Raw genomic sequence first — 25,049 nt, 5'->3', positions numbered from 1 at the left:
CACTTGCGGAAAATGGCTGGGGAAGTAAAGGCCGGTATTGTTTGCGAAACGTAGAAAGTAAATTTGTTACATAGATCTACTTTTATTCATAACTTAGTCCATAACTGCGGTTTTCACTGCACCGCCGTTAAAAGCATCAGAAACGTAGCTCTCAATATTTTCTTCATTTTCCCAGCAATATTTCCCTTGCTCATTCGTCTACCTCATCACAAGCCATAATCAGTTACTGTAAACGAGGTAAACACCATGAGAGATTTTGATATGCACGAAAGAGGTCACGGACGCGGATTCGGTCGCCACCGTATGGGCAAGGGTTTAGTCATCGGCGCAGTGATCTTCGTTGCACTCGGCCTGCTGGTAATGTCCCTGTGGAACGCCTTGCTTCCGGCGATCCTCGGTGTGAAAGCCATCGGGTTCTGGCAGGCGCTGGGCATACTGGTGCTGAGCCGCATTCTATTTGGCGGGCTGGGTTTCCGTCCCGGGATGTTTGGTGCACACCGCCGGATGCACGAGCGCTGGATGAACATGACTCCCGAACAGCGCGAGGCGTTTATTCAGCAGCGTCGTGAAGGGTTTGGTCGTCACGGGCGCGGACACTGCGGCTGGCACGGTCATCGTGACGAAAAACGCGATGACAACGCGCCAAAAACGCCGGAAGCAGAGTGAGCGAAATGAAAGCCGGGGAGGCGGGAGGATCCATGCTGATGTCGGCGCTCAATGCCTGTCGCGCCCGGCTGAAAGCCTTCATTCGCGGGCGCACGTCCGTCCGTGATGATGCCGACGACATTTTGCAGGAAGTCACGTATCAGCTGATGAAAGTGGAACAGCCAGTCGAGAACGTTGCTGCGTGGCTGTTCCGCGCGGCGCGTAATGAGATGACTGACCGGTCGCGGAAAAAACGCGAGGTTTCACTCTCCGGCTATTTTACGGGCGACGATGAAGACAGTTTTCCGGCAGACGAACTGGCAGAAACCCTGTTCGGTATACCGCAGACACCGGAAGAGGAGTATCTCAAAACGCTGTTGTGGGAAGAACTGGAACAGGCGTTGTCTGAACTTCCACCACCGCAGCGGGAGGTATTCGAAAAGACCGAGCTTCACGGCTACAGCATTAAAATGCTGGCAGAGGAGACGGGTGCCAGCGAGCAGGCGCTGTTATCCCGTAAGCACAAGGCGGTGTTGTTTCTGCGTACGCGGCTGCGGGATGTTTATGACGCGCTGACCGGTGAATAGCAGCGACAGACAAAACCTTACACTTCCGGAGCTTGTAGATTCATCACTATCGTTTATGATCGGGGCGTCTTGTTACTCTGGAATGTTATGCGCAACCGTCAGCTTCTCGGAAAATGGCTTTTGATCATCACCTGTCTCGCGATGGCACTTTGTCTCGTGCAGCGTGCGGTGTATCTCAACCATTTTTTACAGGGACTGGCTCCGCAGACGTCCCAGATGGCTGACGCCCCAGCTCAAAACAGCAACACTGAACAGCCCGGTCCGTCACCTTGTCAACTGGGCGCACACTCGCTTCTCTGCGCGCAGCCACTGTTTTTCGATGGCGCATTGCCAGCCATTATTATCTTCTTTGCCCTCCTGCAACTGTTAACGCAGGGGCGGGTATTTGTTTCCAGAGAACAACCCGTTCAGGCGCCTCCTCCCCGAATACATCTTAAAAACTGCGTTTTCCGTGAATGAAAAACATCGTCACCACACGATAATTTTCACTATTCACGGAGTAAAACATGTTTAACCTTTTCAGGGGGTTCGTCTTCCTGTGGCTGTCCTGCATCGGTATTACCCATGCGGCAGACACTGGCTGGCAGGTCTCCCCACAAAATGATCACGCCCGTATCCGCTTTCAGGCGGAAAGGGATCAAAACCGCATTCAGGGCTTGCTCACTGTCGAGCTAAAGCCCGGCTGGAAAACCTACTGGCGTTCGCCGGGCGAGGGCGGCGTTGCGCCGAAAATCAGCTGGCCGGAAGGCGTAACGGACAGCTGGTCCTGGCCGGTCCCGTCGCGCTTCGATATCTCCGGCATGACCACGCAGGGTTATCACGACAAGGTCACGATCCCGATTGTCCTCGACGGGGTGAAGGGAGACGCGCTCGACGGAACGCTGACGCTCTCCACGTGCAGTAACGTCTGCCTGCTGACGGACTACCCGCTACATCTCGATTTTAATCAACCGGTCGATGCCGGTTTTCGTGATGCCTTCGACCACGCGATGCGCTCTGTTCCCGGCTCGTCAGGCGTTTCATCTGACCTTACTGCCTGGCTGGCGGACGGCAATCTGGTCATTACAGGGACAACGGCAGGAAAGTGGGACAATCCGGGGATCTATTTTGACCCGCTGGAGGGGGATATTCTTCCGGGAGAACCCGTCATTAAACACGACGGCCATCAGCTTCGGGTGACCGTTCCTGTCACCGATGAGTGGGGAGATAAACCCACCGCGCTGGAAGGTAAAGCTCTGTCGTTTGTGTTGACCAATGGCAGTAAAGCCCAGCAAACCGTAATGACGGTTGGAGCAACGCCTGCTGCGTCCGCAGCGCCCGGCACGGGAAAAATGGTGTTCTTTGCGCTGTTGGGCGGGTTGATCCTGAACCTGATGCCCTGCGTATTGCCGGTGATGGGCATGAAGCTCAACAGTATCCTGCATGCGGGCTCAGACAGACGAACGATCAGGCTGCGTTTTCTGGCAACCAGCGCCGGGATCCTCACCTCCTTTATGCTGCTTGCCGCGATGGTGACTGCGCTTAAGCTGACCGGGGCATCGCTGGGTTGGGGCATTCAGTTCCAGAACCCGTGGTTTATTGGTCTGATGGTCGCCGTGACCTTCCTCTTCGCGCTGAACCTGTTTGGGGTGTTTGAGATGCTGCTGCCTTCTGCCGCCGCAGGACGCCTGGCCGCGACGGGCGGTACGGGGCTGGGGGGCAGTTTCTGTGAAGGGATGTTCGCCACGCTACTGGCCACGCCGTGCTCCGCACCATTCCTCGGTACTGCCGTGGCGTTTGCCCTCGGTGCACCGTTGCAGACCCTGTGGCTCATTTTCCTGATGCTCGGCGTGGGAATGAGTTTGCCGTGGCTGTTTGTTGCCCTGGTGCCAAAAACGGCCACGTTATTGCCGAAGCCCGGGCGCTGGATGAACACACTGAAGATCATCCTTGGCCTGATGATGCTGGCCTCCAGCCTGTGGCTGGCTACGCTGTTTAACCTGCATCTGGGTGAAACGGTTGGTCAGATCGTAATGCTGGTTCTGATTGTTATTGCGCTGGCGCTCTTCACAATGAAGGGGCAAACGTCCTCGCCACTGTTCTGGTTGGTAGTGATCTCCCTGTCGGTATTTGGCGGATACCAACTGCGCGGGTTGCTTAACGCACCACCTGTCCTCGCAACGCAAAATGTGCAGCAGACGATCCCGTGGCAGCCGCTCAGTGAAGAGGCTATCGAGCATGCGCTTGCGCAGGGGAAACGGGTGTTTGTAGATATCTCTGCCGACTGGTGTGTGACCTGTAAGGTTAACGAGCATCGGGTACTGAATCAGCCGGACATCATTGCCGCACTGAGTCAGCCGGACGTGGTGGCCCTGCGCGGAAACTGGAGCCAGCCTTCCGCGCTTATCGCTGCGTTTCTTGAGAAGCGAAACCGCTATGCCATTCCGTTTAATGAGGTGTATGGCCCCGGTATCCCGGACGGGGAGATCCTCTCGCCGCTGCTGGATAAGCGCACCCTTGTCGCCACCCTGAACAATGAAAAAGGCTAACTGTGTCATGAAAAAAATCTTTATTACGCTGCTGCTACTTCTGGCCTCCATTCAGGTGATGGCGGCAACACCCCTGACGCCGGACCAGGAACAACGTGCGCAGCAGATGATCTCTGATTTCCTGTTTAATGATCCGAACTCCCCGCGCATCGGCGCGAAAAACCCAAAACTGACCCTGGTGGTCTTTACGGACTACAACTGCCCGTACTGTAAGAAATTTGACCCGTACCTGGAGAGAATTGTCGAAAAATACCCGGATGTCGCAGTGGTCTTTAAGTTTTTGCCTTTCCGCTCGGAAAGTTCGCTGACCGCAGCGCGTGACGCCTTAACACTCTGGCGCGCGCATCCGGAGCAATTTATGAAATTGAACCATACCCTGATGGTCAGAAAGGGGTACCACGATGAAGCCAGTATTCAGGAGGCGCAAAAACGGGCAGGGGTGAGTGTCACGACGCCTGATGAGGAGAGCCTGATGACGATTAAGCGCAGCCTGATCGTCGCAGAAAAAATGGGGATTCAGGGAACACCCGCGACGCTTATAGGCGAAGGATTGCTTCCTGGCTGGGTCCCGTTTGAACAGTTCGATGAAATGGTCAGTGACGCACTGAAAAACCGCTAACCTGAAAGGGGACTTGATGCCCCCGATAAACCGGAGAGGGAAATGAAAAAATTACTGTTACTTTCGGCGCTGGTATCGTCAGGGCTGGCGCAGGCGACTGAAGCCATACCGGATGTGGTAAAACACTTTAGCGAGCAGCAGGACATCAAAATCATTAAGAAACTGGATGCACCTGGCGGCGTGCCAGCCTGGCTTGGACAATATCAGGATATGGGCGTGACGCTCTTTTTAACGCCGGACGGCAAGCACGTGATCTCGGGGTATCTGTACGATGACAAAGGAAAAAACCTCAGCGAAGGATATTTCCAGAAAGAGATCTATGCCCCGATGGGACGCGAAATGTGGAAAAAGCTTAACGCGGCGCATCCCCTGAAAGAAGGGGCGGAGAACGCCCCGCGTAAAGTGTTCGTCTTTGCCGATCCGTTCTGCCCGTACTGCAAACAGTTCTGGTCGGAGGCGCAACCATGGGTGAAGGCCGGTAACGTTCAGCTCAATACGCTGCTGGTGGCGTTTCTCAACCCCAACAGCGGACGTAATGCCGCCGCCATACTGAATGCGAAAGATCCGGTCTCGGCCTGGCGTGATTACGAATTATCTGGCGGCAAAAAATTGCCAAAACCGGAAGGCAGCGCATCCCGTGAAACTGTTGAAATACTGCAGAAACACCAGACATTAATGGACGCTCTGGGCGCTAACGCCACGCCAGCTATTTATTATCTGAATGCGGAGAATGAGCTTCAGCAGGTGATGGGTATGCCGGATGAAAAACAGCTTGAGGCGATGTTCGGGCCGAAGCCGTAAGCGAAAACAGGCAGAAACGGGACGTTTCTGCCTGATATTCTCTTAGCTACCCCAGCGTCCCCTGAGGTAGTTGACTGCTTGCTGGGTCTGCGGCTGGTTCAGGTAATCTTCCCTGAACAGGATCGTACCATTCACATTGGGCAGCGAATCGTTCAGATCGAGCTGTTTTTTCAGCTCCGGTACACCGCCCTGAACCATCCAGTCCGGTTCATTTTTCGACGGTTCACCCACTTTGTAGAACGCAACGCCGATATACAGGCGAGTGTGAGTCGATTTCACGACATCGGCCCACCATTTGGTTAGCACGTCGTAGCGCGCAGCATCCCGGGAGAAAGGCCAGTAAATCTGCGGGGCGATGTAGTCGAGTAAACCTTGTTGTACCCACTGACGTGTATCCGCGAAGGATTCATCATAGGCTGCAGCACCCCGTGTGTCCGAGCCTGCCGGGTCAAATGAACGGTTACGCCACACGCCAGCCGGGCTGACGCCAAACGCAACGCCGGGTTTTGTCTGTTTAACCGCGCGGGAAACCTGCACGATCAACTGCTGCGTGTTGTGCCTGCGCCAGTCGGCTTTTGAGGCAAATCCCTGGCCGTACTGCCGGTAAGTCTGCCCGTCATTGAGCGCCGAACCGGGTGATTCGGCATAAAAGTAATCATCAAACTGCACGCCGTCTATCGGGTAGTTTGCCACCACTTCGGTGACCACTCGGGTGATCCAGTCGCGCACTTCCGGAATACCCGGGTCGAGTACGAAACGATCGCCTGAAATGCGTACCCACTCCGGGTGCTGAACATAGACACTGGACGGAGTCTGGTATGACGTCCGGTTCAGGGCGGCGATGGTTGACGGCTTAGTGTTGGTCGATACGCGGTACGGGTTGAACCAGGCATGCACTTTCATGCCACGCTTGTGCGCTTCATCGAGCATGAACTGCAACGGATCGTATCCAGGGTATTCGCCGATGTTACCCGTCAGCATATCTGACCACGGTAAAATTTTTGATGACCAGAGGGCCGTGCTGTCCGGTTTCACCTGGAAAAAGACGGTGTTAATCCCGAGATGCTTAAGATTGTCGAGCTTGCTGGTCAGTGCCTGCTTTTGCATCGCGATGCGTTGGTCAGCGCTGCGGCCATTCACTGATGCGACCGGTGGCCAGTCGAGGCGGGAGACGGTCGCCAGCCAGATCCCGCGCATCGGCTCGTTGGCCTGCTGCGTCGGTGTACTGACGGTGGGAAGAGGGGTAACCAGTGATTTCGGTGGTTTTGAGGAGCAACTCACAAGTAAAAGCGCGCAGCCAGCCAGCGCACCAATCCGTTTTACATGTCGCGTCATTTGCGTATTAGCTCTTGATAATCCGACTGTTAGCCCAGGGATTAAAGGCGGGCGTTTCCTGTTCTGCGTGTCCTTCATCGTTGAGGGAGTCCAGATACAGGGCTTCGACTTCCGCGCGTGCCCAGGGGGTACGGCGCAAAAATTTCAGGCTCGATTTAACGCTGGGATCTTTTCTGAAACAGTTAATTTTGATTCGGTCGCCCAACTCGTTCCAACCATATCGTGCCACCAGGGCGTTGACCATCATCTCCAGCGTTACACCATGCAAAGGATCGTTAGAAATGTGTGCAGTCATAAGCGTCCGGATGTCTCAATTTTAATGGGGTTGGGTTAACCGGTGAAAGGGTACAAGAAAGCACGGGAAGCGGCAACGACATCCCGCGCTGATGCTTATTCCGCACTGCTGGCGTCCCGATTGGTATAGGTGACAGGCACCCACGCATAGCCGCCATGTTCACCTTTGGTGACATAGCCGATACCCGGGAACGGGAGATGGGGGGCAGCAACCAGGTCTTTATTTCTCACAAAGTCCGCAAACGCCTCTTCGCGCACGCGTGCCGCTTTGTTCTGATCTTCATCGTAGGTGATAGTCACGTCGGGCTGCGGGAACTGGACCGCCGCAGCATGAATAATATCGCCCACGAAGGTGATCTTCTCGCCTTTACTTGTCAGGGTATAGAAGGCTGATCCCGGTGTATGGCCGGGATGTACCGTGCCGGTAATGCCTGGAATAAGCTCGGAAGTGCCAGAAAAAGGCACGACTTTGCCCGCATCAAGGTAAGGTTTTAACGTTTTCTGTGCGACGTCAAAGTAGTTCTTGCCGTAGCCTGTTTTTTTCTGATTATCGTCATTAAAGAAAAAGTCGATATCCGGTTTGCCAACGAAAACGCGCGCATTGCTGAACACCGGCTTACCGTCTTTCACCAGGCCACCAGCATGATCGGAATGGGCGTGAGTGAGCAGGATTTCGGTAATGTCCTGCGGCTTAATACCTTGCGAGGCAAGGCTCTCAATCAGACGTCCGCCGTTACCTGGGCCAAAGAGTTGGCCTGAGCCGGTATCCACAAGGATTTTGTGTCCGGGCATCGCTATCAGGAAAGCGTTAATGGAAACTTCGGCCGGGTTGGTCTGGAAATTCTTCGCGAGCAAAGCATCAATTTTTTTCGGCGTTGTCCGGCGCAGTAATTTATGCAGATCCTGAGCGACGCTCCCGTCAGTAAACGAAGTGACGATAATATCGCCGACCTGTACGCGGTATCCGCCAGCGGGTTGTTCAACAACGTGCTGAGGTGTAACTGCCAATACCTGTAATGAAGGGTAGAGAAGTAATGCACTGGATATCAGCGTGGACAGAGCAAGTTTTTTCACGGTAAGCATAAGAGTCTCCTTTGAAAGCGCTCATCTTACTTCTCCGTAAAAATAGAAGAACCTACCTAATAATGACAGGAGCCAGCATAATAGCCGGGTGGTGCAGGTCCCATTCCCGGCTCGTAAGGTGTTATTTTTTCAGCGGTGCGTTCCAGATATCCGGCGTGGCTTTTGACCAGGAGCCGTAAGCGGCATTAGGCAGCACAATCCAGTCATTGCCGAAGTGTTCAGCGCTGGCCTCAACCAGCTCACGTTGCTGCTCGCTCGGTTTTTTGTTTTTAAATTGCACGGCGAAATCTGGCAGACTGTCGCCGAACAGCATCACGATCTGCTGCTTTTTGAGGATACTCTGGCGACGTTCTTCTTTGCTGACCGTATCCAGAAGTACGCTCTCATCTGAAACCTGCGGAAGTCCCAGAGATTTTAACGTATTGAGCGTGTCGGCTTTGTTTTCCTGCATACGATCCGACACATAATAAATACGGACTTTGCTTTGATTCACGTGGTCAAGAAAGGCTTTCGCGCCAGGGATCAAACCCGGTTTACCCTGTTTCTCCCAGTCACTCCAGGTGTCCCATTGGGTAAAATCGTGACACTGTTCCGTATCGCGCACCAGTAAAGGAGTGTTATCGAGGACAGTCTCATCCAGATCCATGACGATGGCGTAATTTTCCGGCGTTTTCAGATCTTTTAATTTTTCATTGAAACGTTCAGTGGCAAACCGATACGTCTGCATCTGAAGCGCCATAATCTCGGCCGATTTCTGCTGATAGCGCAGCGCCATTTCATACGCTTTGGGTTCACACAGGTCACGATTAGCCGCCATTGCCGTTGCACTGAATACGGGTAATGCCAGCAGTAATACCTTAGCCATTGAATTCACACTTCTTTCCTCAACACCTTGTTAAAATCACGAAAGCGTAATGGAGTTCAATGACAGAAAAATGAACCTTATGTGGCAACTCAACTTACAGTGAGGCCGCCGCCCGGGCCGCAGTGTCATACAGTGATGATATCGTGCGTAACAGTTGTGCGGTGTCTCCAATTGATGCTCCTGAAATACCACTCTCTGCCTGAATATTGATAAGGCACGCTTCCCGCACATCACGGTATTTCATGCATAACGCTTTACCTTCCTCTGTGGTGGAGAAGAAGAGCTCTTTACCCGCTTTCTCGCTCGTCACGTAGCCAGCTTTGACCAGCTTTTTCAGGGCATAGGTCACTACGTGGGTATCTTCCACGTTGAGGACGAAACAGATATCGGCCAGCTTTTTCTTGCGGTTGCGGTGATTCACATGATGCAGCAGTGAGACATCAAACGCCCCCATATCAGGCTCACCAGCTGCGGCCATACAGCGCACCATCCATTTGTTAAACGCATTGCTGGTCGTGATTAATGCGTACTCCAGTTCCGATAATTCTGCACAACGCGCAGACACCAGATGATGGGAGGAGACGATGCGGCCATCATTGATATCGTCATGAGGTGTTGAAGCACTCTTTTTTGTGGTCATAAGGTTCCTTAGCCAGAAATGTAAACTCGTCGATAAAATAAGAACATTTTATTGATAATTTGTTTACATGTTTTTGAGGTTCAGATATAGCTTTTTAGCGCAGGTTTTGCGAAGCCTGCCAATAAAACACAACATCGCTCGCCGCAAATTAAAAAAATAGCCGTCGGCGTGCAACGCTCACTTTCGATAGGGTAAACGTTTATGGACGGTACTACGCTGTTACCGCTGATCGGGATACCGATCGTGGTTATTGGTTTTGCACTGCGCTTCAACCCGCTACTGGTGGTCGTGGTGGCGGGGCTGGCGACGGGTCTGCTGGTCGGTATGGATTTCGGTATGCTGCTGGAAACCTTCGGCGAGAAGTTTGTGAATAGCCGATCGCTGGCGACCTTCATTCTGATCCTGCCCGTTATCGGTTTACTGGAGTACTACGGACTTAAAGAACGCGCTCAGGCCTGGGTGGCGAAGATCGCCAGCGCGACCTCGGCGCGTATTCTCATGCTTTATTTTGTCGCCCGTGAGGGTACGGCTGCTCTGGGTCTGATGTCACTGGGCGGTCATGCACAGACGGTACGTCCGCTGCTGGCACCCATGGCCGAAGGGGCGGCGCTGAACGAATACGGCGAACTGCCGCAATCTATCCGCGACAAAATAAAGGCCCATGCCGCTGCGTGCGACAACATCGCGGTCTTCTTTGGGGAAGACATCTTTATCGCCTTTGGGGCGGTGCTGCTGATTGACGCGTTCCTGAAAGAGAACGGTATTCAGGGCATTGAACCGCTCCATATTGGTCTGTGGGCCATCCCGACCGCGATTGCGGCATTGATCATTCATATGACCCGGCTGCTGCGTCTGGATGCCAGCATCCGTCGTGATGTGATGGCATGGCGTGCAGAGCAAGGTACGCAGGAGGCCGCGCAATGATGACGCTTATTACCATTAACCGCGTGTACTACCTGATTGGCTTTGTCGTGATGTTGCTGGTTGTGATGACCCTGCGCGATCGCGCCAATCCTAAACGCTTTACCACTGCGCTGTTCTGGTTTTTATTCGGCGGGATCTTCCTGTTTGGTGACCTGATGGTGCAGGAGCTCGGTAAATCGCTGGCGTACCGGATCATTGGCGGCAGTGTCATCGTTATCGCGTTGCTGGCGGGTTTTGGGCTGGTCGGGAAAGGGCACTACAAAATGGCCTCTGATGAAGAACGGGTCGCCTCGTCAAACCGGCTCAAAAACTGGCTGTTCCTGCCCGCGCTGATGATCCCGGTGGTGACGGTTCTCGGGACGTTATTCCTGAAAGGGGTTTCTGTGGGCGGTGTGTTCCTGCTCGATCAGAAACAACTCACCCTGGCGGCACTTTGCGTGGCCTGTGTCGCGGCGATCCTCACCGGCTGGTGGCTTACTAAAGGCACGCCGTTGCATGCGGTTCGTCAGTCCCGTCGTCTTGTTGATACCATCGGCTGGGCGGTGATCCTGCCGCAAATGCTGGCCATGCTCGGCGGGGTATTTGTGGCGGCAAACACGGGCGATTCAGTACAGAAAGTGGTCAGCCTTTTTGTGAACCCGGACAGCCGTTTCATGCTGGTGGTCATCTACTGCGTGGGTATGGCGCTGTTCACCATGATCATGGGTAACGCGTTTGCGGCCTTCCCGGTGCTGAGTGCCGGCATCGCCTTACCGTTCCTGATCAATGTGCATCACGGCAACCCGGCGCCGCTGCTGGCGATTGGCATGTACGCGGGCTATTGCGGCACGCTAATGACGCCGATGGCGGCGAATTTCAATATCGTTCCCGCCGCGCTGCTGGAGCTGAAAGACAAATATCAGGTGATCAAGATCCAGATCCCGACCGCGTTAACCCTGCTGGTGGTGAACGTGTTCTTAATGTATTTCCTCGTGTTTCGCTAAGGAGCTGTTATGGAATTAACGCAACATCAGGCTGACGCGTTTGCCCGCATGCCATTGACCTATTTGCGCCAGGAATATCCTAACCACATCATGCACCTGCTGAATGATGACGGTGATGTCCTGCCACCTCGCGAGCTGCATCCGATATTCTACGGCTGTTTTGACTGGCACTCGGCGGTGCACGGCTACTGGTTGTTACTGCGCTGTGTGCGTCTCTATCCAGCATTGCCGTGCAGAGAGGAGATCGTCGCGCTCATCGATGAGCACCTGACCGAAGAGAATGTGGCAAAGGAGTTGGCCTATTTCACCGCCCCGTTCCGCGCGTCGTTTGAGCGGCCGTATGGTTACGGCTGGCTGCTGGCGCTGGCCCAGGAACTGAAACAGTCGTTGTTGCCTCAGGCAGAAGGCTGGTATCAGACACTCCAACCCTTAACGCAGGACATTCGCGACAGGCTGGTAGATTACCTGAATAAGCTCACCTATCCGATCCGTGTCGGGACGCACTACAACACGGCCTTTGCGCTCGCACTGGCACTTGATTACGCCCGGGGAGTGGAAGATAGTGCGCTTGCGCAATCTATTCTGACGGCGGCGGAGCGGTTTTATCTTGCCGACACGCGTTATCCGGCTCACTACGAACCCGGTGGCGATGAGTATATTTCCGGCGCGTTGACCGAAGCGTTACTGATGAGCAAGGTGTCAGAGGACTTCCCGGCGTGGTTTGACGCGTTTCTGCCGGAGGTGGGGTCGATTGCGGCACTGATGAACCCGGCGGAAGTGAGTGACCGAACTGATCCCAAAATTGCTCATCTGGACGGATTAAACCTCAGCCGTGCCTGGTGTATGAAGCACATTGCCAAAGCATTGCCGGCAAACCATCCGGCACAGCAGGCATTGCGTGATGCCGTGTCAAAACATCTTGCTGCTAGCGTAGAGCATGTGGTGGGTAGCCACTACAGCGGCGGACACTGGCTGGCGAGCTTTGCGCTGCTCGCCCTGGAGTAAATGAAGGTGCAGCGCCGTCAGGCGCTGCACCAGCTTTAGGCTGCCGCCCGGACAGCAGGGCGAAGCCTGCTCAGGCTAAACAGGACTGAACCCGTCGAGGCAATCACGGCGATCCACAGCGCCAGATGGACTGTTTGCTCATCAAGCGTTTGATGTTCTGGTGCTGCGGCGACAGTCAGCAGAACGCCCACCACGGCAGCGCCGAGACACTGACCAAATGTCCTGACAATAGACAACACTCCGGATGCATAACTGGCATTTTCCCGCGTCACATTCGAGAGCATTTCCCGGTTATTGGGGCTCTGGAAGCAACCAAACCCCACACCGCAAACCAGGCTACGCAGGCAGATATTCCATGCGGAAGGGCTGGAAGGTAATGTCGCCAGCAGAACCAACCCGACGACAAAAATAATCAGTCCGATGGTTGAGATCAGCGGTGCTGAAAGTGTATCCGCCCAACGCCCGGCATGCGGGGCAATCAGCACGATACCGATTGGCCACGGTGTGAAAAGCAGCGCGGAGACGACCGGGCTGTAACCATAGACGCTCTGAAACAGGAACGGCAGCGCGACAAACGTGATGCCCTGACTTACAAACGAAGCCAGAGAGGTCAACGCGGCAAGTGTAAAGCGGCTATTTTTGAACATGACGGGGGGCAGTAATGGCGCCCGGCTACGGCGAATATGCCAGATAAAGGCGATGGCACTGACCATGGCGAGAAACGCCCAGTACATGGCTTCCTGATTAAAGCTTTCCCACACGTGCTGAAAACTGTTGGCCGTCATGATCATCGAACCTAACAGTGCGGCAGAGAGCACCGCCCCCATCGTATCAAAGGGGGCACTATCAACAGCCGCTTTGCGCGGTAAAGCCTTCCAGGCCAGCAGCAATGCAATGCTTCCTGGAATAATGTTAATGGCGAACAACCATTGCCAGCTCAGCGTGTCCAGTATCGTTCCGCCCAGCACGGGCGCAATCGCGGTGCTGGAGGCGATAAGCAGGGCGTGTAACCCCAGAATGCGGCCAAGTAGTCGACCGGGGAACACAGATCGCAGTATCGCCGGGGCTATACTGAGGGTGGCCGCACCGCCGATGCCTTGCAAAATACGCATTCCGATCAACATTTCGGGTATTTTCGCCAGTGTGCAACCGAGGGAGGTGAGCGTAAAGGTGGTAAGCCCAGCCAGAAAGACCTGCCGATACCCAAAGCGAGCCGCCAGTGCAGCGAAAATGGCGAGTGTCATTGCCGCCGACAACAAATAACCATTCGCAAACCAGACCGCGACATTCGCGGACACCTGCATGGCATTCGCCATGGAGGGCAGCGCTATGTTGATCATGGTGCCATCAAAGACGCCCATCAGCGTGGTGGTCATCACTGCGGCCATGACCCGGGCGCGTTCATCTCCCGGCAGCCCTTCATCGCCGGGTTGATTTGAAAATAGCATCATCATCGTAACTCCAGATAAGAATGTTGATGACGAAACTATAACCATGAGGTATACAGGGCGGAAGACGCAGCATTTGCAACTTATCGTTGCATTAAACGCCTTATATGAGGAGCCACCGTGTCCGATCCCGATTTTAATCTGCTTGTCGCACTCGACATCCTGCTGGCTGAAGCCAGTGTGGCGGGCGCGGCGCGACGTTTAAACCTGAGTACCTCCGCCATGAGCCGTACGTTGAGCAGACTTCGCGAGGTGACTGGCGATCCGATCCTGGTGCGAGCCGGGCGTCATATGGTACTGACACCCTGGGCCGAAGCCACACGGGACCGAGCCAGAAGCGCCGTGCATGAGGCAAGGGCGGTGCTACAGCCTTCAGCGGACACACTGAAGGTGGAAAATCTGGAGCGGCTGTTCACCATCAGAGCCAACGATGGTTTTGTGGTGGCGTTTGGGCCCTTGCTGATTGCCGCCGTGGCGGACGTCGCACCTGACGTGTGTATCCGTTTCACCCCGAAACCGGAGAAAACGTCGCGCTATCTTCGCGAGGGGCTGGTTGATCTGGAAATTGGCGTGCAGAGCAATATGGGGCCTGAAATCCGTCTGCAAAGGTTATTTCAGGATCGGTTTGTTGGCGTGGTGCGCAAGGGGCATCCGCTGGCGTCACTCCCGACAGTAGGCCTGAATGATTATGTCTCCTGGGGGCATGTGGTCGCCTCGCCCGACGGATCGTTACACGGTTTTGTCGATGAGGCGCTGGCGGAATTGGGGATGAAACGTAAAGTCGCCAGCGTGGTGCCGGGTTTTCCGACGGCGCTATCCGTCGCGCTGACGTCCGATCTGATCGCGATGGTGCCGGCATTGTATTTGCTGAATCAACCGATGACCGGGTATGCGCACGTCTTTGAACTGCCTTTCAGGGCCCGAACTATCACGGTCTCACAGATGTGGCACCCGCGAATGGAAAGGGACCCTGGCCATCAGTGGCTCAGAGAGAAAGTTCGCGACGTGTGTCGGGCGGTGCGCTGACGACTTATACACCTTTTCGCGGTACGGAGAGAATGAAGCGAGTCGATACCGCATCTGATTCCACACGGACTTTACCGTGATGCGCAGTGACGATGGACTTGACGATGGCAAGCCCAATGCCGCTCCCTTCACTTTTACGTTGTCTGGATGGATCAACCCGATAAAAACGATCAAACAACCTTGGCAGATGTTCTTCCGGGATGGGTGTTCCGGGGTTTTCAATCACCAGTTCAAAATCGCTTTCCTGTTCTCTTATCGAAACGGTGATTGCTTTCCCTTCCGGGGTATAGCGCAGTGCATTAGAGATCAGATTACTAATTGCTCTTCTGAACATCTGCGGATCGCCTTCTGTCAGGCAGGGCGTGCCGTTGAATTTCAGCGTGACGTTGCGTTCTTCCGCCCACGCCTCAAAGAAATCGAACACTTTTACGACCTCTGCACTCAGGTCGAACATGACCCTGTCAGGAATGAGCTGGTTATTATCCGCCTGAGCGAGGAAAAGCATATCGCTGACCATTCTGGTCATCCGGTTGTATTCTTCAAGGCTTGAGTAGAGAACATCTTCCAGCTCCTTCTGCGACCGGTTCTGGCTCAGCGCGATTTCAGTTTGCGTCACCAGATTCGTGATGGGCGTTCTGATTTCGTGCGCGATATCGGCAGAAAAGTTAGCCTGGCGGGTAAAGACATCTTCAATCTTTTCAATCATATGGTTGAATGAGATCACCAGCTGTTCCAGTTCGACAGGCACGCGGGACGGCTCCAGCCGCGCATCGAGATTTTCAGAGGTGATGTTTTTAATGGCGGTGCTGACGTTACGCAGTGGCAGGTGCCCCTGGCGAACCGCGATACGAACGATAAGAATAATCAGCAGGCTGATCACCGTGGCGATCGCGAACAGATTCTTTTTCAGCGCCTCAAGGTAGTGCAGATGGAAATTAATGGAGAGCCCGATCAGCATGACATAGCGCTGTGTTTTGCCCTGCAGTGTCGCCGTTCCTGAAGAGGCGATAATCCGGTACGTTTCCATTTTCATATCAGACCCGGCGTGCATTGACCCTGCGGGTTCCTCTACCGACCAGAGAAATACGTCCTGTGCGCGACGGTGCGTGCTAAAGTCTGCCGAGTTCATCGCCGGGCGTAATGCCGCCCCTCGTGCCGAGCTGAACAGCTCATTTCCCTGCGGATCAAGAAGCAGGACGGCAACGTTGCGGTAACTGGCAATCGACTCTTTGATTTTACTGACTTTCTTCTGATCGGGTTCTGACGGGGACTGCAATATGCGCTGCATCGCGGTGCTGATTTGCTGCAGATCGCTGATATCCTGCTCGGCAAAATGTTTTTCAACAGAATGCAGCATAAACCAGGCAAAGGCGAAAAAGGCCAGTATCGTGGACAGGCTGATAAAAAAGGTCAGCCGCAGGGCAAGAGAAAAAGGGCGCCTGAGGGCCTTACTGCGCATCCGGGACCTCCAGCATATAGCCCACGCCGCGCACCGTCTGGATAAGTTTAGGCTCATAATCGCTATCTATTTTCGCCCGCAGCCGCTTCACCGCAACGTCAATCGCGTTTGTGTCGCTGTCAAAGTTCATGTCCCAAACCTGGGAGGCTATCAGAGAGCGCGGGAGCACTTCTCCCTGATGACGCATGAAAAATTCCAGCAAGCTGAACTCTTTGCTGGTCAACAGAATGCGGTTTCCGGCACGACTCACTTTTCTCGAAACGAGATCAACCGTCAGGTCCGCCACCTGAAACTGGCTTTCTGTGATCACCGTATTTCCGCGTCTTAGCAGTGTTCTCACCCGGGCGAGAAGCTCAGCAAAAGCAAATGGCTTAATCAGATAATCATCTGCCCCCAGCTCCAGCCCTTTAACCCGGTGTTCGATGGTGCCGAGGGCAGTCAGTAACAGTATCGGCATTCCTTTTCCGGCAGAGCGAAGCATGCGCACAATATCCCAGCCGTTCACATCGGGAAGCATGATATCCAGAATCAGTAGATCATATTCGGCGGTCATGGCGAGATGGTACCCATTCAGCCCATTATCAGCGTGGTCGACAATAAACCCTGCTTCAGTAAGCCCCTTGCTGAGGTATTCACCGGTTTTAATTTCATCTTCAACGATCAATATTTTCATCTTGCTCCCCTGACTGGCTGCTGATGACATTCTAGTGAGCCTGCGACCGTTAACAATGACTTACGGTAAAAATGACAACATTGTCATTATCCTGTCACCCGTCAAACAGGATGCGTTCAGTAGAGTAGCCCTAAAAATACTCTGGACTTCATTTGAACCGTTATGTTCCTGTTAAAACGACTTAGCATCAGTACAGTATTTATCCTCGCAGGTTGCGTTTCGCTGGCACCTGACTACCAGCGACCGGTAGCGCCTGTACCTCAGCAGTTTTCGCTTTCACGCAACAGCCTCACACCCGCAGTGATGGGATACCAGGACACTGGCTGGCGTCACTTTTTTACCGACCCTCAGGTCGCCGGGTTGATTAACGAAGCCCTGGATAACAATCGCGATTTAAAAATGGCCGCGCTGAAGGTTGAGGAGGCCCGGGCACAGTTCAATGTAACGGACGCAGATCGTTATCCTCAGTTGAATGGATCATCTGGTATCACTTACAGCGGTGGTCTGAAAGGTGACAAACCTGGCACACAACAGTATGACGCAGGTATTGCGCTTAGCTACGATCTCGATTTCTTCGGCAAACTCAGAAACATGAGTGAGGCTGACCGACAAAATTATTTCGCCAGCGAAGAGGCGCGTCGTGCCGTGCATATTTTGCTCGTCTCGAATGTGTCGCAGAGCTATTTCAACCAACAACTGGCGTATAAACAACTGCGTATTGCACGGGATACGCTGAAAAATTACCAGCAGTCCCTGGCGTTCGTTGAGCAACAGCTTATGACCGGCAGCACGAACGTCCTGGCGCTTGAACAAGCCCGGGGGCAAATTGAAAGTACCCGGGCAGAAATTGCCAAAAGAGAAGGGGAACTGTCACAGGCCAACAATGCCCTGCAGCTGGTTCTCGGAACCTATCGCGCGCTTCCATCCGAAAAAGAGATGAACGCCAGCGATATCGCACCAGTAAAACTGCCGCCGCATCTTTCATCAGAAATACTGCTGCAGCGCCCGGATATTATGGAAGCGGAGTATCAACTTAAAGCGGCTGATGCCAGTATCGGCGCGGCACGTGCGGCCTTTTTCCCGTCCATATCGTTAACCAGTGGTCTTTCGACAAGCAGTACTGAATTATCCAGTCTCTTTACGCCAGGGAGTGGAATGTGGAATTTTATCCCTAAAATTGAGATCCCCATTTTTAATGCGGGCAGGAATAAAGCCAATCTGAAACTGGCTGAAATTCGCCAGCAGCAGTCTGTTGTTAATTATGAACAGAAAATTCAGTCCGCTTTCAAACAGGTTGCTGACGCGCTTGCGTTGCGAGACAGCATCAACCAGCAGCTTGATGCACAACAGCGTTATCTTAATTCTCTGCAAATAACGCTGCAGCGTGCGCGAGGGTTATATTCCAGTGGTGCGGTCAGTTATTTAAATGTGCTTGATGCGGAACGTTCGCTGTTCTCTACGCAACAAAACATCCTCGACCTTATCTATTCCCGGCAGGTTAATGAAATTAATCTATTCACCGCGTTGGGCGGCGGTTGGGTTGAGTAAACTTATTTAATTAAACAGGAAAATAAAAATGCGTAATTCTCTTAAAGTCGTTGTAATCGGTGCGATCTCTGTGATGTTCTCTGCCAGCCTTCAGGCTGAAGTTCATCAGCATGGGGAGATGAGTGTCGCCAGTGATGCCGCCGCAGAGCAAATCATCAACGCCACAGGGGTCGTGAAAGACATTGACCTCACGAATAAAAAAGTCACGATTTCTCACGAGGCTATACCTGCAATCGGCTGGCCGGCAATGACCATGCGTTTCACTTTTATCAATGCTGACGAGAGCATCAATGCCTTAAAACCAGGTAGTCACGTTGATTTTTCATTTGTTCAGCAGGGCAATATTTCTTTACTTAAGAGCATTAAATAGAGAGGAATGGCATGACCTCTTTCAAAATAAAATATGCCGCCATGATTATCAGCAGTCTCCTGGCGGGAGGACTGATATCCGTGACGGCATGGCAGGCACTTCATTCATCTGAAAAAACAGAAAATAACACGACTGAAAAAAAGGTACTTTTCTGGTATGACCCGATGAAACCAGACGTTAAATTCGATAAACCTGGTAAATCGCCGTTTATGGATATGGACCTGGTGCCGAAATATGCGGATGAAAATAACGAAAAAAGCAGTGCCGGTATACGTATTGATCCGACTCAGGTTCAGAATCTGGGGTTAAAAACACAAAAAGTCACCCGTGGAGCACTGAATTATTCCCAGACGATCCCGGCTAACGTCAGTTATAACGAATATCAATTCGTCATTGTTCAGGCACGCTCGGAAGGCTTTGTTGAGAAAGTGTACCCCCTGACAATTGGCGACCATGTGAAGAAAGGGACACCCCTTATTGATATCACCATACCGGACTGGGTAGAGGCGCAGAGTGAGTTTCTGCTGTTATCCGGTACTGGCGGTACACCCACGCAAATAAAAGGGGTTCTGGAACGGCTTCGGCTAGCCGGTATGCCGGACGATGACATTCAGAGGCTACGTACAACCCGGACTATCCAGACCCGGTTTACCATAAAAGCACCGATTGACGGGGTGATCACGGCTTTTGACCTGCGTACCGGTATGAATATTTCTAAAGAGAAAGTGGTCGCGCAAATTCAGGGAATGGATCCGGTCTGGATTAGCGCAGCAGTGCCTGAATCTATCGCTTATCTGCTGAAAAACTCGTCGCAATTTGATATTTCCGTACCCGCTTATCCGGATAAATCGTTCCCGGTCGAAAAATGGAACCTTCTGCCCAGCGTGGATCAAACGACCCGCACATTGCAGGTGCGGTTGCAGATATCAAACAAGGATGAGCTCCTGAAACCGGGTATGAATGCGTTTCTGACACTGAATACCCAAAGCCCGGAAATGCTGCTGATCCCATCCCAGGCCGTGATAGATACCGGCAAAGAACAGCGTGTGATTACCGTCGATGCAGATGGCCGTTTTGTGCCCAAAAAGATCCACGTTCTGCACGAATCTCAGCAACAGTCCGCTATTGATACTGGACTGAACGAAGGGGATTCGGTGGTGGTCAGTGGTCTGTTCCTGATTGACTCCGAGGCCAATATTACCGGTGCGCTGGAACGTATGCGCCGTGCTGAAAAAACTGACGACACACATTCAGGTCATTAAGGAGACGATGATGATTGAATGGATTATCCGGCGGTCAGTCGCCAACCGTTTCCTGGTGATGATGGGGGCGCTGTTCCTCAGCGTGTGGGGTACCTGGACCATCATCAATACCCCGGTCGACGCCTTGCCCGATCTGTCTGATGTTCAGGTGATTATTAAAACCAGCTATCCCGGGCAGGCCCCGCAAATTGTTGAAAATCAGGTCACGTATCCGCTTACAACTACCATGTTGTCGGTGCCTGGCGCAAAGACCGTGCGCGGATTTTCTCAGTTCGGTGATTCGTATGTGTATGTCATTTTTGAAGATGGCACTGATCTGTACTGGGCCCGCTCTCGCGTTCTGGAATACCTTAATCAGGTTCAGGGCAAACTGCCTGCAGGGGTGAGTTCTGAAATCGGCCCTGATGCCACGGGCGTGGGCTGGATATTTGAATATGCGCTGGTTGACCACAGTGGAAAACACGATCTTTCAGAACTGCGCTCATTGCAGGACTGGTTCCTGAAATTTGAACTCAAAACCATTCCGAACGTGGCTGAAGTCGCGTCCGTGGGCGGTGTGGTTAAACAGTATCAGATCCAGGTTAATCCGTTAAAACTGGCCCAGTACGGCGTCAGTCTGCCGGAAGTTAAGCAGGCGCTTGAATCGTCAAATCAGGAAGCAGGGGGATCATCTGTTGAAATCGCGGAGGCGGAGTATATGGTCCGCGCCAGTGGTTATCTCCAGACCATTGATGATTTCAATAACATTGTCCTGAAAACCGGTGTAAACGGGGTACCTGTTTATCTGCGTGACGTAGCCCGCGTACAAACAGGCCCGGAAATGCGGCGTGGGATAGCAGAGTTTAACGGTCAGGGAGAGGTCGCTGGTGGCGTCGTGATCCTGCGTTCAGGCAAAAATGCGCGCGACGTCATTACGGCGGTGAAAGATAAACTGGAAACGCTAAAGGCGAGTTTGCCCGAAGGGGTCGAGATCGTGACTACTTACGATCGCAGCCAGTTAATTGACCGGGCCATAGATAACCTGAGTTCTAAACTCCTCGAAGAATTTATTGTGGTCGCCATCGTCTGTGCGCTGTTTCTGTGGCATGTACGCTCTGCGCTGGTGGCGATTATCTCACTGCCGCTTGGCCTGTGTATTGCCTTTATTGTCATGCACTTCCAGGGGCTGAATGCCAATATTATGTCACTGGGAGGTATTGCCATTGCCGTTGGCGCGATGGTGGATGCGGCCATCGTGATGATTGAAAACGCACACAAACGGCTGGAGGAGTGGGATCATCAACATCCAGGGGAGCAGATTGACAACGCCACGCGCTGGAAGGTTATCACTAACGCCTCCGTCGAAGTGGGCCCTGCGCTGTTTATTAGTCTGCTGATCATCACCTTATCGTTCATTCCTATCTTTACCCTTGAAGGGCAGGAAGGGCGGCTGTTTGGTCCGCTGGCGTTTACAAAAACGTATTCCATGGCGGGTGCGGCCGCGTTGGCTATCATCGTTATTCCTATCCTGATGGGATTCTGGATACGCGGGAAGATCCCTGCTGAAACCCGTAATCCACTGAACCGGTTGTTGATTAAGGCCTATCATCCGCTATTGATTAGGGTGCTTCACTGGCCGAAAACCACTTTGCTGGTCGCGGCGTTATCCATCTTCACGGTTATCTGGCCACTGAGTCAGGTTGGTGGTGAGTTTCTGCCGAAGATCAATGAGGGCGACCTGCTGTACATGCCGTCAACCTTGCCAGGCGTTTCGCCGGCTGAAGCCGCCGCGATCCTGCAGACCACGGATAAATTAATCAAAACCGTGCCTGAAGTCGCCTCTGTTTTTGGCAAAACTGGGAAAGCCGAAACGGCAACAGATTCCGCACCGCTCGAAATGGTAGAAACCACAATTCAGTTGAAACCGGAAGACCAGTGGCGGCCCGGCATGACCATTGACAAGATCATTGATGAACTGGACAAAACGGTACGTTTGCCGGGCCTGGCTAACCTCTGGGTACCCCCCATTCGTAACCGAATTGATATGCTCTCCACCGGGATCAAAAGCCCGATAGGTATCAAAGTGTCTGGTACGGTTCTGTCTGACATTGATGCAACGGCGCAGAACATTGAGGCGGTCGCCAAAACCGTGCCGGGAGTGGTTTCGGCTCTGGCAGAACGCCTGGAAGGGGGGCGCTACATTGATGTAGACATCAACCGGGAAAAGGCCGCTCGCTACGGTATGACCGTAGGTGATGTGCAGCTGTTTGTCTCCTCAGCCATCGGCGGGGCGACGGTGGGTGAAACAGTAGAAGGTGTCGCTCGCTATCCAATAAATATCCGCTATCCCCAGGACTACCGGAACAGTCCAAGTGCGCTGAAACAGATGCCGATCCTGACGCCGATGAAGCAGCAGATCACGTTGGGTGATGTCGCGGAGGTTAATGTGGTTTCCGGCCCAACCATGCTGAAAACGGAAAATGCCCGGCCAGCCAGCTGGATTTACATCGATGCGCGGGGCAGGGATATGGTATCGGTGGTAAATGACATTAAGACGGCAATCAGTCAGAACGTGAAGCTGCGGCCAGGTACCAGCGTGTCATTCTCTGGACAGTTTGAACTGCTCGAGCACGCGAACAAGAAACTGAAGCTGATGGTACCGATGACAGTGATGATCATTTTCATTCTGTTGTATCTGGCATTCCGACGCGTTGATGAAGCCTTATTAATCCTGATGAGTCTGCCGTTTGCCCTGGTGGGCGGGATATGGTTCTTGTACTGGCAGGGCTTCCATATGTCTGTGGCTACCGGGACCGGATTTATCGCCCTGGCCGGGGTTGCCGCTGAGTTTGGCGTGGTCATGCTGATGTACCTGCGACATGCCATTGAAGCGCATCCGGAGTTATCTCATCGGGAAACATTTACCGCAGAGGGGCTCGATGAAGCGCTTTATCATGGTGCCGTGCTGCGTGTTCGACCGAAGGCGATGACCGTTGCGGTGATCATTGCAGGTTTACTGCCTATTCTCTGGGGAACCGGGGCGGGTTCAGAAGTGATGAGCCGGATAGCAGCGCCAATGATTGGGGGGATGATCACGGCTCCGCTGTTATCGCTGTTTATTATTCCTGCGGCGTATAAATTGATTTGGATGCAGAGGCACAAGACGGCAATGAACGCATTTCGTGAAGATGACAGGGGAACGGATAGCTGATAAATTAGCTATTCAATAATCTATTCACAAAGCGATTCAACAATCTTGACGAGGCGAGGTCAAGGATATCGCGTCTGGGATAATGAGATGCAATTGTTACAAAGGCCACTTCTAAAGTGGCCTTTCGTACAAAAAATCCTGCCAATTATGGTGAGGTTCTACCTGGCATCGCGTGTCTGGCTGATAAGTTTGCGCCAGGCACGATTATGCAGAGCAAACAGCAGCATCTTATAGAAGGCAGTGGAGAGAATACAGCTCCCACTAAGCAGTGACATGACGATACTCACCATCGCCGCGGTCAGACTAACGCCCGGAAAAGAGGTACCGCTCAGCGCGGCCAGCAGATAGATTACCGTTATCACCAGGCTTATTACTGCCAGTGTAAGATGTAAACGCACAGCGCGCATACTGCCTTTGCCAATCATAAACATGGTCACGCCGTTTATGCCGGCGAACAGCAGGGCGATCAGCACAACCCACATAAATACGCGTTCAGTTGGCTGGCTGAGTACGGCGAGTACGCCATACCCCAGCCATAGCTGAGGAATAGCGAAACTGACAATCACCCCGAGAGTACTGATCGCCGCCGGAATGCCCATGGTATGTAGTCCTGGGGATTCACCCATTTCTTCGGCCAGCTGCGTCTTGAGGTGCTGCAGCTGTGTCGTGGTGGCATTGTTTATGCTGGCGGCCTGACCTGCCCCCAGGATTAGATACAACCTTCAGTTAGTAATGTCGGTTGGTTTTTCTTCATATTTCCTGTTTCGCCAGTCCGTTGCGAATTCAGCTGGTGTCTGGTAATCCAGCGATGAATGGGGACGGCACTCGTTATAATCCTGTCGCCAGTCATTAATCGTTTTCCGGGCATGAAGAAAGTTCAGTGATGCGCCCTGATAAATGCGCATCAGCCGCCGGACGCTGAGCCTCGTGCCTTTCCAAAATCATCGCCACCATTCTGAAGAAGTTGGTCAACATTAATGATGGATGCGTAGAAATGTTTCTCAACTTTGGGGTCAAGGTAAGACATCAACATCAACTTTGATGATGACATTTTATGCAAAGCATTCATGAATTGACGGTGAGCATTGTCTCTTTCACCTTCATAGCCAAAACCGCCATTATTCAAAAAGTCACATGCAGTTTTATAGGTGATGTTGTGCTGATTTGCTTCAAGTGCATGCGAAAGGAACTGGGAGCAAGCATCCCTAACATTTCGGCAATACTCTTTTTTAAGTTCAACCTCAGTAGCTATTTGGGTTTGTATTTTCAAAGCCCTGGCTTGCTGACCGATGCTTTGAGAAAATTCGGCAGATTGCCTGGCTGATGTCAATTCAAATTGACGATGGGATTTGTTCATGGCTAGCCAGGCAACGCCAGCAGTAGCCGCAGCAGGAAGCGTTGCCTTCAAGAGATCAGTCAACCACGCCCATTCATCTTTATTCGCTGCAATTTGTACTAAAATCAAAATCGAAGCCAAAAAGGACGTCAAAAAACGTCTGGGCGTTTCAACGGACTACGCTGACGCCGTCATACCGCATGCACTGAAAATTAAATCAGGGAAACGGGGAAGGGGCTGAACTTGACTTTAGTCAAGGTTCTGGAAGTGAGGACCCAAAAGGCCTTGTAGAATCGTTATTTCGTGTTGCCCATCATATTTAACATAATATACATTATGCGCACTAATATGTGTCAGCACAAAGCGTTATTGTCGTCTCAGCACAATTCACACGCGTCGTGTACGCTAAGCCTTCATTTTGCTCAGCA

24 protein-coding genes and 1 pseudogene are annotated in these 25,049 nt (G+C 52.8%); 14 read left to right on the top strand and 11 right to left on the bottom strand.

Annotated elements, in window-relative coordinates:
• The first annotated feature begins 246 nt into the window (after window positions 1–246).
• The 6 genes from V6E55_RS21180 to dsbG all read left to right on the top strand — a co-directional run bounded on the left by V6E55_RS21180 (window position 247) and on the right by dsbG (window position 5,180).
• Window positions 247–666 carry a hypothetical protein gene (locus V6E55_RS21180; protein WP_114977188.1) on the top strand — a complete coding sequence of 140 codons (420 nt, stop codon included), beginning with the start codon at window positions 247–249 and terminating at the stop codon, window positions 664–666.
• A gap of 5 nt (window positions 667–671) precedes the next feature.
• The gene (locus V6E55_RS21175) at window positions 672–1,232 is read left to right on the top strand and encodes an RNA polymerase sigma factor (protein ID WP_316943864.1); all 561 of its coding nucleotides are present in this window, start codon (window positions 672–674) and stop codon (window positions 1,230–1,232) included.
• Window positions 1,233–1,319: 87 nt separating this feature from the next.
• Window positions 1,320–1,691, top strand: a complete 372-nt coding sequence (locus V6E55_RS21170; protein ID WP_316943848.1) for a hypothetical protein — start codon at window positions 1,320–1,322, stop codon at window positions 1,689–1,691.
• Window positions 1,692–1,738: 47 nt separating this feature from the next.
• A complete protein-coding gene (locus V6E55_RS21165) occupies window positions 1,739–3,760 on the top strand; it encodes a protein-disulfide reductase DsbD family protein (protein ID WP_316943847.1) in 2,022 nt (673 codons plus the stop codon).
• Between the two features lie 7 nt (window positions 3,761–3,767).
• A complete protein-coding gene (locus V6E55_RS21160; protein WP_316943846.1) occupies window positions 3,768–4,379 on the top strand; it encodes a DsbA family protein in 612 nt (203 codons plus the stop codon).
• A 42-nt stretch (window positions 4,380–4,421) separates the two neighbouring features.
• Window positions 4,422–5,180 carry a thiol:disulfide interchange protein DsbG gene (dsbG, locus tag V6E55_RS21155; RefSeq protein WP_316943845.1) on the top strand — a complete coding sequence of 253 codons (759 nt, stop codon included), beginning with the start codon at window positions 4,422–4,424 and terminating at the stop codon, window positions 5,178–5,180.
• Window positions 5,181–5,222: 42 nt separating this feature from the next.
• Here dsbG and V6E55_RS21150 read toward each other — a convergent pair whose 3' ends face one another.
• From V6E55_RS21150 to V6E55_RS21130, 5 genes are all read right to left on the bottom strand, one after another.
• Window positions 5,223–6,515, bottom strand: a complete 1,293-nt coding sequence (locus V6E55_RS21150; RefSeq protein ID WP_316943844.1) for a glycoside hydrolase family 10 protein — start codon at window positions 6,513–6,515, stop codon at window positions 5,223–5,225.
• Between the two features lie 7 nt (window positions 6,516–6,522).
• Complete coding sequence (locus V6E55_RS21145; protein WP_114977194.1) at window positions 6,523–6,810, bottom strand: VF530 family DNA-binding protein; 288 nt, start codon at window positions 6,808–6,810, stop codon at window positions 6,523–6,525.
• Between the two features lie 95 nt (window positions 6,811–6,905).
• On the bottom strand, window positions 6,906–7,892 hold the full coding sequence (locus V6E55_RS21140; protein ID WP_316943843.1) for an MBL fold metallo-hydrolase: 987 nt from the start codon (window positions 7,890–7,892) through the stop codon (window positions 6,906–6,908).
• Between the two features lie 121 nt (window positions 7,893–8,013).
• Entirely contained in the window at window positions 8,014–8,757 is a 744-nt protein-coding gene (locus tag V6E55_RS21135) for a 5'-nucleotidase, lipoprotein e(P4) family (RefSeq protein ID WP_410493474.1), read from the bottom strand.
• A gap of 94 nt (window positions 8,758–8,851) precedes the next feature.
• Window positions 8,852–9,397, bottom strand: a complete 546-nt coding sequence (locus V6E55_RS21130) for a winged helix DNA-binding protein (protein ID WP_316943841.1) — start codon at window positions 9,395–9,397, stop codon at window positions 8,852–8,854.
• A gap of 201 nt (window positions 9,398–9,598) precedes the next feature.
• On the opposite strand from V6E55_RS21130, the gene V6E55_RS21125 reads away from it, so the two are divergent.
• The 3 genes from V6E55_RS21125 to V6E55_RS21115 are packed head-to-tail and all read left to right on the top strand — an operon-like array spanning window position 9,599 to window position 12,309.
• Window positions 9,599–10,321, top strand: coding sequence for a DUF969 domain-containing protein (locus V6E55_RS21125; RefSeq protein WP_236921350.1), 723 nt, complete (start codon window positions 9,599–9,601; stop codon window positions 10,319–10,321).
• Window positions 10,318–11,304: a DUF979 domain-containing protein gene (locus tag V6E55_RS21120; protein WP_114977198.1), complete on the top strand. Its 987-nt coding sequence runs from the start codon at window positions 10,318–10,320 to the stop codon at window positions 11,302–11,304. Before V6E55_RS21125 ends, V6E55_RS21120 begins: the two co-directional genes overlap by 4 nt.
• Before the next feature lie 9 nt (window positions 11,305–11,313).
• Window positions 11,314–12,309: a DUF2891 domain-containing protein gene (locus V6E55_RS21115; RefSeq protein ID WP_316943840.1), complete on the top strand. Its 996-nt coding sequence runs from the start codon at window positions 11,314–11,316 to the stop codon at window positions 12,307–12,309.
• Between the two features lie 35 nt (window positions 12,310–12,344).
• Here the strand turns inward: V6E55_RS21115 and V6E55_RS21110 are convergent, their stop codons facing one another.
• Window positions 12,345–13,760, bottom strand: coding sequence for an MFS transporter (locus tag V6E55_RS21110; protein ID WP_316943863.1), 1,416 nt, complete (start codon window positions 13,758–13,760; stop codon window positions 12,345–12,347).
• A gap of 117 nt (window positions 13,761–13,877) precedes the next feature.
• Here V6E55_RS21110 and V6E55_RS21105 point away from each other — a divergent pair, with 117 nt between their 5' ends.
• On the top strand, window positions 13,878–14,783 hold the full coding sequence (locus V6E55_RS21105) for a LysR family transcriptional regulator (RefSeq protein WP_316943839.1): 906 nt from the start codon (window positions 13,878–13,880) through the stop codon (window positions 14,781–14,783).
• Between the two features lie 4 nt (window positions 14,784–14,787).
• On the opposite strand, the gene V6E55_RS21100 is transcribed toward V6E55_RS21105, so the two are convergent.
• Window positions 14,788–16,242: a Cu(+)/Ag(+) sensor histidine kinase gene (locus tag V6E55_RS21100; RefSeq protein WP_316943838.1), complete on the bottom strand. Its 1,455-nt coding sequence runs from the start codon at window positions 16,240–16,242 to the stop codon at window positions 14,788–14,790.
• Window positions 16,232–16,915, bottom strand: a complete 684-nt coding sequence (locus V6E55_RS21095) for a copper/silver response regulator transcription factor (protein ID WP_028018970.1) — start codon at window positions 16,913–16,915, stop codon at window positions 16,232–16,234. The genes V6E55_RS21100 and V6E55_RS21095 overlap by 11 nt, the downstream gene beginning before the upstream one ends.
• Window positions 16,916–17,077: 162 nt before the next feature.
• Between V6E55_RS21095 and V6E55_RS21090 the strand changes: the two genes are divergently transcribed.
• The 4 genes from V6E55_RS21090 to silA are packed head-to-tail and all read left to right on the top strand — an operon-like array spanning window position 17,078 to window position 23,285.
• Complete coding sequence (locus tag V6E55_RS21090) at window positions 17,078–18,463, top strand: efflux transporter outer membrane subunit (protein ID WP_316943837.1); 1,386 nt, start codon at window positions 17,078–17,080, stop codon at window positions 18,461–18,463.
• A gap of 28 nt (window positions 18,464–18,491) precedes the next feature.
• Window positions 18,492–18,833 (top strand): cation efflux system protein CusF, encoded by a 342-nt coding sequence (gene cusF, locus V6E55_RS21085; RefSeq protein WP_129995777.1) that lies wholly within the window; start codon window positions 18,492–18,494, stop codon window positions 18,831–18,833.
• Between the two features lie 11 nt (window positions 18,834–18,844).
• Window positions 18,845–20,095: an efflux RND transporter periplasmic adaptor subunit gene (locus V6E55_RS21080; RefSeq protein WP_316943836.1), complete on the top strand. Its 1,251-nt coding sequence runs from the start codon at window positions 18,845–18,847 to the stop codon at window positions 20,093–20,095.
• 10 nt (window positions 20,096–20,105) lie between these two features.
• Window positions 20,106–23,285, top strand: a complete 3,180-nt coding sequence (gene silA, locus V6E55_RS21075; RefSeq protein ID WP_316943862.1) for a Cu(+)/Ag(+) efflux RND transporter permease subunit SilA — start codon at window positions 20,106–20,108, stop codon at window positions 23,283–23,285.
• Between the two features lie 158 nt (window positions 23,286–23,443).
• Here the strand turns inward: silA and V6E55_RS21070 are convergent, their stop codons facing one another.
• From V6E55_RS21070 to V6E55_RS21060, 3 genes and pseudogenes are all read right to left on the bottom strand, one after another.
• Complete coding sequence (locus V6E55_RS21070; protein ID WP_316943835.1) at window positions 23,444–23,911, bottom strand: hypothetical protein; 468 nt, start codon at window positions 23,909–23,911, stop codon at window positions 23,444–23,446.
• A gap of 96 nt (window positions 23,912–24,007) precedes the next feature.
• Window positions 24,008–24,163: pseudogene (locus tag V6E55_RS21065) on the bottom strand (integrase core domain-containing protein); the annotation flags it as partial.
• Window positions 24,164–24,189: 26 nt separating this feature from the next.
• Entirely contained in the window at window positions 24,190–24,774 is a 585-nt protein-coding gene (locus V6E55_RS21060) for a hypothetical protein (RefSeq protein ID WP_316943834.1), read from the bottom strand.
• Window positions 24,775–25,049 lie beyond the last annotated feature (275 nt).

This window comes from Enterobacter sp. 342 (assembly GCF_036663495.1).
Taxonomy (GTDB): Bacteria; Pseudomonadota; Gammaproteobacteria; order Enterobacterales; family Enterobacteriaceae; genus Enterobacter.
The sequence above is the reverse complement of the archived record's forward strand: the minus strand, read 5'-3'. Positions and strand labels throughout refer to the sequence as shown.